At 67.7% G+C, this 11886-nt stretch carries 11 protein-coding genes; 4 read left to right on the top strand and 7 right to left on the bottom strand.

Translation table 11 applies throughout. From position 1 onward, the window contains the following. Window positions 1-253: 253 nt before the first annotated feature. Window positions 254-1075, bottom strand: coding sequence for a hypothetical protein (locus RQG77_RS00590; RefSeq protein ID WP_311242960.1), 822 nt, complete (start codon window positions 1073-1075; stop codon window positions 254-256). A gap of 428 nt (window positions 1076-1503) precedes the next feature. Between RQG77_RS00590 and RQG77_RS00585 the strand changes: the two genes are divergently transcribed. Further along, window positions 1504-3027 (top strand): ATP-dependent DNA ligase, encoded by a 1524-nt coding sequence (locus RQG77_RS00585; protein ID WP_311242959.1) that lies wholly within the window; start codon window positions 1504-1506, stop codon window positions 3025-3027. Window positions 3028-3056: 29 nt separating this feature from the next. Here RQG77_RS00585 and RQG77_RS00580 read toward each other — a convergent pair whose 3' ends face one another. From RQG77_RS00580 to RQG77_RS00560, 5 genes are read right to left on the bottom strand one after another with little or no spacing between them, the layout of a single operon-like run. Then, window positions 3057-3677: a hypothetical protein gene (locus tag RQG77_RS00580; RefSeq protein WP_311242958.1), complete on the bottom strand. Its 621-nt coding sequence runs from the start codon at window positions 3675-3677 to the stop codon at window positions 3057-3059. Window positions 3678-3689: 12 nt separating this feature from the next. Further along, complete coding sequence (locus RQG77_RS00575) at window positions 3690-4199, bottom strand: phosphoribosyltransferase (protein WP_311242957.1); 510 nt, start codon at window positions 4197-4199, stop codon at window positions 3690-3692. Window positions 4200-4248: 49 nt separating this feature from the next. After that, the gene (locus RQG77_RS00570) at window positions 4249-5094 is read right to left on the bottom strand and encodes a transglutaminase family protein (RefSeq protein ID WP_311242956.1); all 846 of its coding nucleotides are present in this window, start codon (window positions 5092-5094) and stop codon (window positions 4249-4251) included. Further along, window positions 5091-6017, bottom strand: a complete 927-nt coding sequence (locus RQG77_RS00565) for an alpha-E domain-containing protein (RefSeq protein ID WP_056308973.1) — start codon at window positions 6015-6017, stop codon at window positions 5091-5093. Before RQG77_RS00565 ends, RQG77_RS00570 begins: the two co-directional genes overlap by 4 nt. Beyond that, on the bottom strand, window positions 6011-7690 hold the full coding sequence (locus RQG77_RS00560) for a circularly permuted type 2 ATP-grasp protein (RefSeq protein WP_311242955.1): 1680 nt from the start codon (window positions 7688-7690) through the stop codon (window positions 6011-6013). Before RQG77_RS00560 ends, RQG77_RS00565 begins: the two co-directional genes overlap by 7 nt. Window positions 7691-7893: 203 nt before the next feature. On the opposite strand from RQG77_RS00560, the gene RQG77_RS00555 reads away from it, so the two are divergent. Together RQG77_RS00555 and RQG77_RS00550 are read left to right on the top strand one after the other, a co-directional pair. Further along, window positions 7894-9657, top strand: coding sequence for a thiamine pyrophosphate-binding protein (locus RQG77_RS00555; protein WP_311242954.1), 1764 nt, complete (start codon window positions 7894-7896; stop codon window positions 9655-9657). A 41-nt stretch (window positions 9658-9698) separates the two neighbouring features. After that, on the top strand, window positions 9699-10133 hold the full coding sequence (locus RQG77_RS00550; protein WP_311242953.1) for an NUDIX domain-containing protein: 435 nt from the start codon (window positions 9699-9701) through the stop codon (window positions 10131-10133). A gap of 19 nt (window positions 10134-10152) precedes the next feature. Here RQG77_RS00550 and RQG77_RS00545 read toward each other — a convergent pair whose 3' ends face one another. Further along, window positions 10153-10533, bottom strand: coding sequence for a VOC family protein (locus RQG77_RS00545; RefSeq protein WP_056311863.1), 381 nt, complete (start codon window positions 10531-10533; stop codon window positions 10153-10155). Window positions 10534-10671: 138 nt separating this feature from the next. Between RQG77_RS00545 and RQG77_RS00540 the strand changes: the two genes are divergently transcribed. Continuing rightward, window positions 10672-11886 (top strand): hypothetical protein, encoded by a 1215-nt coding sequence (locus tag RQG77_RS00540; RefSeq protein WP_311242952.1) that lies wholly within the window; start codon window positions 10672-10674, stop codon window positions 11884-11886.

Genomic DNA, 11886 nt, shown 5'->3' with positions numbered 1-11886 from the left:
CCAGAAGACGAGAGACTACCCCACGGCAGGTAAGCCAAGCCTCACGCGTGTTGACGCTACGACTTTGGATGAAGATTCAAGGTTCACAGTGAACCCGCCCCGCAAATCAAGGTCAGCCTGCCAGTCAGGCCGGCCGTCAAGGCGCGGAATGTCTGGGAAGGCCGACGACCGCCTGGATAGAGCGCAGAGGTCTCAAGCGCCCTCATTCCGCGCTCGTTAGAGGGAACCGAGGAAACGTGTCAGGCGATTGCGCCTAGCATCCGCCGATGGCCAGAGGAGTCGTGAGCTCCTGGCTGTATGTCCTCCGTGCGATTTGAGCAAGCTCCGCGGTTGAGGAGCATTGCAACTGGTGTCGAGTCTGAGGCTGCTCGTGACAGAACAAGTGGCCGAGATTCGCGTTCCGAACGAAGTAGGCCAACGCACCTGGGGTGTTCGCACTGCCTACCAGCACCTGCAGTTGAAGTGGTGGCTCGCTGATAACTCCGTCAATGATTGGGTTGAAGCGGGTGACAGGCATGGCTGAGTACCGAAACGAAACCAAGTCGGAGGCCCCCGCAAGCACCACGAAGCCCCCGACCGTTTCCGGCTGTCGCAGAAACACGATGTTCTGGAGCGTCGACTCGAGACGAAAGGCGACTTCACAACTTGGAAAGTCGTGCTCGAACATCTGCTTGGCTCGCGTGAAAAGCGAGAGACCAGGCTCTATCTCGTAGTCGTCGCCGATCATTGAAACGCCCGAGTTTGATACGTCGCCCCATTGCCCATCCTCGACGCGCCAGAGCTTTGCCGGCAAACGTTGCGCGACGAGGAACGCGGCTCCATCGATCTCGCAGAGTCTGTCTAGCACTTCGGGAAGATCGAGCCCTCGAAGACTTACGACTGAAGCGGCAAGCATCTCAGGTCCAGAGCCGGCGTAGCCGACGACGAGATCCTCGTTCAGGAGGACGATCTTGAGCACAGGCTCCGCAAAGATCTTGCGAGACCTCGCCTCGTCCTCTTTCCACCACACTTTTGAGTCACCGCCGATGCAGACCGATGCGCCGTCAGGACTGAGGGCTCCCATGATTAGCGTCACATAGCGATCATCGGGGCATCGCCACGCACACCGCAACCCTGACCATGCCGACTGCAGTCCCCGGCAACGAGCCTAGATTGACCGGTCAGGAGGCATGCTCGGGGACGCGAAGAGATTTTGGCGGCAACGCCCTCTATGCGCGTGTCTTCACCCCTGGATGCCCAACAACATGTTTTGGGAGACAGAAAGTACTGTGCGTCGAGTACGCCGCGAGCTCAGGCTCGACCAAGATGCGCAGCAGCGCGCGTAGGGTGTACTCCCCCTCGATGCCCCGGATCGCCAGCGGTTCACCGTGCGTTCGTCTTCCCATGACGGCGGTCTCGACGAGCATGCGCTCAGTCTGGCATGCAGCGGCGACATCCCTCGGATCTCCCCCTGGACAGCAGTTGTCGGAGGCTGGTGTCGGAGGCGGGTGCCAGACTGCACTCATGATCCTTGCCGACGTCGTGACCACGATCGAGGCCGTCGCCGCGACGTCCTCCCGTCTCGCGAAGATCGACGCGCTCGCGCAGCTGCTCGCTCTGGCGGATGCAGCCGAGCTCCCCACCCTGGTGGGGCTGTTGCTCGCGAGTCCGCGACAGGGGCGTCTCGGCGTCGGCTGGCGCGGGCTCACGACGCTGGATGTATCGCATGTCGACGCGTCCACGCTCGCGCTCGCAGACATCGATGCGGCATTCGACGAGTTGGTCGCCACGTCGGGTTCAGGGGCGGCAGCGGCGCGCACCGGGGTTCTCACGTCCCTCGCCTCCCGGGCCACCGCGGCCGAGTGGGACTTCCTCACCAGGGCGATGATCGGCGAGCTCCGAACGGGCGCGCTGTCCGGCGTACTGCTCGACGCGATCGCGAAGGCTTCAGACCGACCCGTCGCCAGCGTGCGCCGTGCCGCGATGCTGTCCGGCGACCTGGGCGAGACCGCCGTGCTCGCCCTCGCCGGCACCGCGGCAGAGCTCGAGGCAGTCGGCCTGCAGGTCGGGCGCCCGGTCCTTCCCATGCTCGCCTCGACCGCAGCCACGCCCACCGCCGCGCTCGAGATCACGGGCCGCGCCTCTGTCGAGTATAAGCTCGACGGAGCGCGCATCCAGGTGCACCGCCACGGCGACGACGTGAGCGTCTACACCCGCAGCCTCGCCGACATCACACACCGCGTGCCCGAGATCGTCGAGATCGTGCGAACCCTCCCCGCTCATGACCTGATACTCGACGGCGAGACGCTGTCGCTCGACGAGGACGGCGGCCCTCGCCCGTTCCAGGAGACCATGTCGCGGTTCGGAGCCGACGTCTCGCGCGACCTCGTACTGCGGCCCTGGTTCTTCGACGTGCTGCACGTCGACGGCCGCGATCTGCTCGACGACCCTCTGTCGACCCGCCTGATCGAGCTTCAGAAGGTCGTGGGCGAGTGGCGCATGCCGGGCATCGTGACCGACGACCCCGCAGCCGCCGAGCAGCTGTCCCGAGACGCTCTGGCTGCCGGACACGAGGGCGTGCTCGTCAAGGGAGTCGACGCTCCCTATTCCGCTGGGCGCCGCGGCAAGTCCTGGGTGAAGGTGAAGCCCGTCCTGACGTACGACCTCGTCGTGCTCGCCGCCGAGTGGGGTTCGGGTCGTCGCCAGGGGTGGCTGTCGAATATCCACCTCGGCGCCCTCGATCCCGACGGAGAGTTCGGCGAGCCGGGTGGATTCGTGATGGTCGGCAAGACCTTCAAGGGACTCACCGACGAACTGCTGCGCTGGCAGACCGAGAACTTTCCACCACTCGAGACACGGCGCACCCAGAACACGGTGTTCCTGCGCCCCGAGTTCGTGGTCGAGATCGCCATCGACGGCGTGCAGCGATCGCCCCGCTACCCCGGTGGCATCGCCCTGCGTTTCGCTCGAGTGAAGGCCTACCGAGCCGACAAGACGCCGTCCGGTGCCGACACGATCCAGACGCTGCGCGCGCTGCTGCGAGGGTGATCGACGGCACGTCGACGACGACGACCTGACTAGCGGGTCGACGAGGTCGATCGCATAGCCGCAGGCTCCGTCGCGGCGCTATAGGTGCGTCCGTTCAGAGCCCAGACGCCGAGCCCCACCACGATCGCCGCGACGCTCGTGGGTAGGTACGTGTAGGGCGGCGCCCAGATCGGAGAGCCGAACGCGATGGCCCCGGTCCAGAGCGAGCCGGCGCACAAGAGCAGGCTCGCGAGGCTGAAACCCGCTTGTCTTTCGACGGCATATGCGGCGCCCGCACAGAAGAATGCGAGGGCCGTCGCGGCAGACCACCCCCAGATCGGCACCTGGAAGACCAGCCCCAGGTGCAGGAACCAGGTGAATCCGAAGAGGGCCACCGCCGCTCCCGCGATCAGGATGATCCGCCCGGCGAGCGCTGATCCGGTGCTGATCAGGACGACGCCCGCGAGGAGCACAGCGAACCCGAGCAGATCGCCCAGAAGGCCGGCCCAGAAACCACCGCTGGTCTCGTTGCTGATGAGCGGCACGACACCCAGGAGGATCCCGCTGACGATCAGCGCGATCGAACCGAGCGTTCGCAGGCGAGAGGCCCGCGAATGCCGTCGAACAGATTCGTCGAGGCCCACCGCCGGTGGTTCCGAGGTTCCGTGCATGGTCTGGCGTGTTCAGGCGCTCGGCGCGAGCCCGAGGTCCTCTTCGCGGACGGTGCCCTGGAACGACCACGGGAAGTTGATCCAGAGATCCGTGTCCTTCCAGGCGTAGTCGGGCTGGATGATCGTGGAGGGCTTCGTGTAGATCGTGACCGAGCGCACATCGGCGCCCTTGTCCTTCAGCAGCTGCACGGCGAGCGCGAGGGTGCGCCCCGAGTCGGCGACGTCGTCGACGAGCAGCACGCGCCGCCCGTCGAGATACGCCATGTCGAGCTCGGGCGGCAGCACCTCGGGCGCATCCAGGACCGTGCCGATGCCGGTGTAGAACTCGACGTTGATCGCCCCGCAGTTCTTCGCGCCGAGGCCATAGGCGATCGCACCGGCCGGCAGCAGACCGCCTCGGGCGATGGCCACGACGACCTCGGGCACGAAGCCGCTGTCGAGGATGCTGCGCGCGAGATCTCGCGTCGCCGATCCGAAGCCGTCCCAGGTGAGCGTCTCGCGCTCGATCGAAGCATCCGTCATCGTCTCATTCTTCCCCACTGCCGCCCGCCGTCCGTCCACGTCGTTCGGATCATCCCAGGCGAGTGATCTCGACCGAGACGAAGAGCTCGGATGCACTGGGCCCCGCGTACACACCCCGAAGAGGGGCGACATCGGCGTAGTCGCGGCCGTGCCCGACGTACACGTGCGACTCCCCGACCTCGACGAGGTTGGTCGGATCGTAACCGCGCCACTCGCCGGAGTACCACTCCACCCAGGCGTGCGACTCCCCTGTCACCGACTGCCCGATCGCCGCCGTGGGGTCGGGGTGGAGGTAACCGGAGACATACCGCGCCGGGATCCCCGCCGCCCGGAGCACCCCGAGCGCGACATGCGCGATGTCCTGACAGACACCCGAGCGCGTCGGCCAGGCATCGCGTGCCGTGGAGCTCACCCCGGTCACGCCGCTCCGATACTCCATCGCCTCCCCCACGGTCTTGCAGATCTCGAAGGCCGTCTCGTTGACTCCGCCGCCCTCGGCCTCGATCCTCAGCGCGAGCTCGTGCATCTCCTCGTCCGGGGCGGTCGCCGGCGTCTGCGTCACGCACTCGGCGAGAGCGAGCGACAGCGGAATACGAGCCGCGAGCTCATCCCAGTCGATGCCGATCCCCGTCTGGGGCAGCGGTCTGACGTCGACCACGCTGGTCGCCGTGACAGAGAGCTCCTGATGCGGGGTGAGCACCTCGAAGGTCGAGACCCGCGTGTCCCAGTAGTCGGCATACGAGTGCTGCGTCGCCGTCGGCAAGATGTCGAGGGTCGCCTGCAGCACGAACTGCCCGTCACGCGAGTGCGGCAGCATCCGCGCCTCGTTGTACGACGCGGTCGCCGGCTGCTCGTAGCGGAATCCCGTGCGGTGCACGATCCGAAGCCGGCTCACAGTGCCTCTCCGATCCACACGGGCATCGCGATCGACGGGAAGTACCGCTCTCTGATCGCATCACTCGCCATCGACATCCCCACCTGGACCTCCTCCATGCTCTCGGACAGACGATGCACGGTGTCGCCGATCGGTCGGTACTCCAACTCGGAGCGCATGCGACCCAGCACCCTGTGGGCGCGATCCGGGGTTCCGAAGGCGCCTGCCGGATCGATCCCGCGCAGGCAGTCCTCGGCCTGGAGGATGCTGGAGAGCACCGAGCGCGGGAACAGCCGATCGACGAGCAGGAACTCCACCGCGGAGGCCCCGGTCGGCACGGCCCGATGGCTGCGCAGATGGGCCTCGTACGCACCGCAGCTGCGCAGCAACGTCGTCCAGCTGGGTCCACCGGCCTCCGTGAGCGACCGCGTCGCCAGCAGACGAGCCGTCATGTCGGCGCGCTCGATCGAGCGGCCGAGCACGAAGAAGTGCCACGCCTCGTCCCTGCTCGTCGACGAGTCCACGACCCCGAAGGCGAGCGCCGACCGATCGCGCACCCACCGGAAGAACGGGTGCGTCTTGTCGGAGGCGATCCGCCGCGGCATCCGCGCGTTCGACTCGTTGAGCGTCTCCCAGAGATCCGTCGAGATGATCTCGCGCGCACGGCGCGCGTTCTCCCTCGCGGAGGCGATCGAGTGGGCGATCGAGGCGGAGTGGTCCCGATCCAGCGCGAGCAGCCGCACCACGTCGTCACGGCTCAGCACGGTGTCATCATCGGCGGTCGTGCCCATGACCGAGAGCAGCGCACGGCAGGCGGTGTCCTCCTCGACCCACGGATCCTCGAGCAGCAGCTGCAGGTGCACATCGAGGATGCGTGCGGTGCCGTCCGCCCGCTCGACATATCGTCCGATCCAGAACAGCGCCTCCGCGATACGACTCAGCACGACGCACCCCCCTGTTGCTGTTGCTGTTGCTGTTGCTGGTGGTGACGCAGCTCGAGGTCCTCGTCCTGCGGAGAGGAGAGGAACGGCTGATGCGACTCCTCCCGATGCGGTGAGACGATCGCGATAGCCCCGGTGGCGAGAGACACCTCATCGGCGGCGGGATCGGGCTCTCCCGTCACGGTCGTCGTCGGTCCTGTGAACAGAGACGGGTCCAGCACCCAGGTGTCCTTCGATCCTCCGCCCTGACTGGAGTTCACGACCAGCTGCCCCTCGGGCAGCGCCACCCTCGTGAGTCCACCGGGGAGCACCCAGATGTCCTGTCCGTCGTTGACGGCGAACGGGCGCAGATCGACGTGCCGCGGACGGAACCCGTCTTCGACGAGAGTGGGGATGGTCGACAGCTGCACGACGGGCTGCGCGATCCACCCTCGCGGATCCGCGAGCAGAGTCTTGCGGAGCTCGTCGAGCGTCTCGCGCGAAGCGTCGGGCCCGACGACGAGCCCTTTGCCGCCCGAGCCGTCGACCGGCTTCACGACGAGTTCGTCGAGCCGATCGAGCACCTCCTCGAGAGCATCCGGCTCCTCGAGCCGCCAGGTGTCGACGTTCGGGAGCACCGGCTCCTCGCCCAGGTAGTAGCGGATCAGGTCGGGCACGTACGTGTAGACGAGCTTGTCGTCCGCGACCCCGTTGCCGATGGCGTTCGCGAGGGTCACGTTGCCGAGTCTGGCTGCGAGCATCAGCCCCGGCGCCCCGAGCACGGAATCCGGTCGGAACTGCTGCGGGTCGAGGAACTCGTCATCGACCCGTCGGTAGATCACGTCGACGCGGGTGGGTCCCGCTGTGGTGTGCATCCACACGCGACCGCCCGAGCAGAAGAGGTCGCGACCCTCCACCAGCTCGATGCCCATCATGCGGGCCAGCAGCGTGTGCTCGTAGTAGGCCGAATTGTGCACACCGGGGGTCAGCACCACCACCGTCGGATCGTCGACACCTGCGGGCGCTGCCGCGCGCAGAGCCTGCAGCAATCGCCCGGGATAGTCGACGACCGGACGCACCCGCAGACTCGTGAACAGCTCGGGGAGCGTCTGCGCCATCACCCGACGGTTGGCGAGCACGTAGCTGACCCCGCTGGGCACGCGCACGTTGTCTTCGAGCACCCGCCAGGCTCCCGCCTCATCGCGGATGACGTCGATGCCCGCGACGTGGATGCGGACGCCGTTCGCCCCCACGATTCCCGCCGCCTGACGATGGAAGTGCGATGACGAACTGATCAACGGCGCGGGGATCACTCCGTCCTGCACCGCGAGCTGCGGCCCGTAGGCGTCGGCCAGAAAGGCCTCGAGCGCCCGGACGCGCTGCTTCACCCCGGATTCGACCAGCGTCCAGTCGTCCGCGGCGATCACTCGAGGCACCACGTCGAGAGGGAACGGGCGCTCTTCGCCTGCGAAGTCGAATGTCACGCCCTGCGCGAGGTAGGAGCTCGCGAGCGCATCCGTGCGGGCGCGCAGCTCGGCGTCGTCCATGCCCGCGAGCGCCGGATACATGTCCTTGTAGGGAACGCGAACTCCCTCGCCTCCCGGAGCGGCATCCGCGGGGAACATCTCATCCCACGGGGCGACTCCCGCCCGCTGCGGTGATCGACGCGAGGTGTATCCGTTGAACAGCGACTCCATGACCGCATGTTTCCCTGTCACCGTTTCCGCGGTGTTACGCCCGCGAGACGGGGCCGCGTCAGTGACCGCGGCTGTAGGATCGACTCGTCCGGCGCTCTCTGTCGCCGGTGCCTGAAAAAGAGGCACGAAGCACCCCACGACGACGCGGGGGCGAGACACATACGGAATCGCACGTCTCCGTCCCTGTCTCGAAAGGCTTCCCCATGCCCACCGTCTCCGCGCACGTCGCCCACACCCTCGCCCAGCACATCGACGCCGTCTTCGGCGTGATGGGCAACGGCAACGCCTACTTCCTCGACGCGATCGAGACGCAGACGGATGCGGTCTTCACGGCCGTCCGCCACGAACAGGGCGCTGTCGTCGCGGCCGACGCGCACTTCCGGGCCTCCGGACGCATCGCCGCCGGGACTTCGACCTACGGCGCGGGCTTCACGAACACGCTGACGGCTCTCGCCGAGGCCGTGCAGGCCCATGTGCCGCTCGTTCTCGTGGTGGGCGATGAGCCGACGTCCGGCCCTCGCCCGTGGGATGTCGATCAGATCGCACTCGCCTCGGCCGTCGGCGCCCGTACCTATACGGTCGGTCGCGCGGATGCCGCCGCGACCACCGTGATCGCGATCGAGCACGCGCTGACCTACCGCGTGCCGGTCGTGCTGGCCATCCCCTACGACGTGGCCGCGCTCGAGGCCGGTGCCGTGCCCGAGGCGCCGGCGCCCCGCCTCCCCGCGCCGCTCGCCCCTCGCGGCGAGTTCGCCGAAGGGACGCTGGGTGAGATCGCCGCGGCGCTGGCCGGAGCATCCCGCCCGTTCCTGCTCGCCGGTCGTGGCGCCTGGCTGGCTGGCGCAGGTGACGCGCTGGGCGAGCTCGCCCGCCTGACCGGTGCCCTCACCGCATCGTCGGCCCTCGGTCGCGGCGTGTTCCCCGAGTCGCAGTACGACCTCGGCGTCACCGGCGGATTCGGTGCCGACGGCGCCATGGAGCTCGTGCGCAGCGCTGACGTCGCCGTCGTGTTCGGTGCATCCCTCAACCAGTTCACGATGCGCTTCGGCGAACTCTTCGCGCCCGGCACCCGTGTCTTCCAGATCGACATCGCCCCGGCTGCCACGCATCCTCATGTCGGCGGCTTCGTCCGTGCGGACGCCCGCCTCGCCGCCGAGGAGCTCGTCACGCGGGTCGTCGCCCTCGTCTCCGGCTCCGCTCCCGAGACCCCGCCTGCCGAGCACAGCTTCGGAGCTGAGGCACGCCACACCGAGACATCAGGACTCGCGGACGGCGAGTCGCGGCCTGCATCCGAAGCTGTGCCCGGAAGGCCGTGGCGCGAGACCGTCGACGTCGCCGCCGCACGCACGTACGACGAGGGCGACGACCTCGCCGCAGACGGCCGCCTGGACCCCCGGTCGGCCGCACGCCGCATCGCCGAGCTGCTGCCCAGCGACCGAGTCGTCGTCTCCGATGGCGGACACTTCATCGGCTGGGCGAACATGTACTGGCCGGTCGAGGCCCCCGACCGCATGATGATGGTCGGCACCGCTTTCCAGTCGATCGGACAGGGCTGGCCGAGTGTCGTCGGCGCGGCTCTCGCCCGCCGTGAGTCGACCGTCGTGCTGACGTCGGGCGACGGCGGCGGCCTGATGGCGATCGCCGACCTCGAATCGGCCGTCCGTGCCGCCCAGGGCCGTGGCATCGCCGTGATCTGGAACGACGCGGCGTACGGCGCCGAGGTCAACCTCTACGGCCTCAAGGGACTCGCAGAGGGGCCGATGCGGATCCCCGAGGTCGACTTCGCCGCATTCGGCGCCGCTGTCGGAGCCGAGGGCGTCGTCGTGAAGACCCTCGCGGATCTCGACCGGCTCAGCACCTGGGCACTCGAGGATGCCGCGACGCGACGATTCCTCCTGCTCGACCTCCGCATCTCGGGCGACGTGATCGCGCCGTACCAGCAGGAGATCATCCGCGTGAACTCGTGACCCTGCAGGGTCGCCAGGCTCACCTGCGTTAGCCTTCCGGGATGCCTGCCATCCGCAACATCGCCGTCGGCCTCCCCGTGAAGGACGGGCATCTGCTCGCCCTCGAAGGACACGACCGCTCACGCCGACTCGACTTCCTCCGCGCGATCGGCGGGGGGATCGAGTTCGGTGAGACGGCGGTGGAGGCGCTCCGGCGAGAGTTCATGGAAGAGCTCGGCGTCGAGCTCGACGGCGCCGAGCCGCTCGGCGTCTTCGAGAACATCTTCATGTACGAGGGCGCACCCGGGCATGAGATCGCGCACGTCTTCGCAGTGTCGTCCGCAGCGCTCGATGCTGTGCCTCTCGACGCAGAGCTCCGCATCCTCGACGAGGGCAGTCCTGTGCGCTGGGTGCCCCTCGCGGACATCGAGTCCGGCGTCCGCGTGCTCTTTCCGGAGGGCGCACCAGAGGCCCTACGCACGATCGCCGCACGCTGACCTCGGGCCTCCCGCCGCGTCAGGCCTGCGCGCTGTAGTCCGGCAGTTCCTGAAGTGTCCAGGTGTTGCCGTCGGGGTCGTCGAACCAGACGAAGCGCCCCCAGCCCAGGTCTTCGACGCCCTTGGTCGTCACGCCCACGGCTTCCAGTTGTGCCTTCGCCTCATCGGCGTTCGGCACCACCACCTGGATCGTCTTCTGCTGCCCCGGCTCGAGAGGAATCTCGAGCCCCGTGCCGAAGGCTATCGAGCAGGCGGACCCCGGCGGAGTCATCTGCACGAAGCGCAGCCCCTCGTACGGAACCTGGTCGTGGTCGGGGTTGAATCCGATCTTCGTGTAGAACTCCTTCGAGCGGTCGACGTCGGTCACCGGCACGAAGATGAGCTCGATCTTCCAAGTCATCATGCGCTCCTCGCTGTGGGCGTCGGCGCCCATCGGCCCTCAGGCTACGCGGGGCTTCCGACACCCGCCAGAGCGATGGCGCATCCCGAACCCGATGACTGGCCGCGCGTGTGCTCATCGGTGACGGATACTGGTCCGGTGACGCGACGACGAGAGCATGACCGGGTGCAGCTGATCATCGATGCACTCGGCATGCCGCAGGGCGACGTCGCCGTGAGCGATCTGATCGCTGAGTTCGGCACCGCACCTGCAGAGACGGCCGCGTATCGGATCGGGGAGCCGGTCGTGCTCTCGCAGCACCTGCGATTCGGATCCGGTGGTGAGATCGTGCTGCATGACGACGCGGTCTTCGCCGTGATCCTGCACCTCACCCCCACTTCGTTCGCCCCGCGGGGACTCGACGTGGCCGAGTGGATCCCCGGGATCGGCAACAGCGCGACGTTCGCCGACTTCAGAGCGAGCTTCGACGTCCCGTGGAGGTTCGCAGAGGGCGACCGCTACTTCGTGCTCGACGCCGCCTACCTGCGCCCGGAGTTCGTGAAGTACGGAGGCCGCCGAGCCGGTGATCTCCAGCGGGTGGCCTTCACCGTGGAAGACCCGAAAGACACGTGCCGTCCGGCCCACGACGGCTGCCAGGTGTGCCGCGAGCTGGTGGCACGCACCGAAGCCGATCTCTTCGATCTGGACGGCACGATCGACCGCCTCATCGACGGCCTCGAAGCAGGAGTGCTCACGAGCAGGGACGGGCCAGTTCCCCTCACCGACCTCCGTCTCCTGCACGACTCCGCCCTGTTGGAGCGAGTGGAGAGCCAGGTCACGTGCACCGCGTGCGGTCGGGTCGCCTGTCTCACCCTGTATCGCGACTCCTCACCGACATTCGACCATCTCCCTCTGGATGCCGCACTGCGACGACCCCACGAAGCGATCCCACCCGTCGAGGAATGGGGCGATGCCGCTCGCATCGCCGCAGCGCGAGAGGCCATGCGCTACGTCGACCATGAGCCCGGCTCGTGGTTCCTGGTCGAACAGCACGGCGACCTCTACCTCAGCTCCCGGTACACGATCAGCTCGATGCTCGACGACTCGTGCCTGATCCGCCTCGACGACACCGAGCGCCGCCGGTACCACGACACGGGCCGCGACAGCCTCACCGACCTCGCCCGGCGCATCGACAGCAGCAGCCCCCACCGCGAAGGGTCGCCCTTCCACCTGCGAGACCTCCACCGACACTCCGACGACGAAAGGGACTACTCCGCCGAGTTCCGGGCAGCCATCGCCGACCACACCTGGCTCGCCCGGCAGAAGCAGGCCGCGGCGGAGCGGGCACGGAACGCATCGTCTCCCGAGGGATGA

The organism is Microbacterium sp. WCS2018Hpa-23, from assembly GCF_031843845.1.
In the GTDB taxonomy this organism is placed as follows: domain Bacteria; phylum Actinomycetota; class Actinomycetes; order Actinomycetales; family Microbacteriaceae; genus Microbacterium.
The sequence above is the reverse complement of the archived record's forward strand: the minus strand, read 5'-3'. Positions and strand labels throughout refer to the sequence as shown.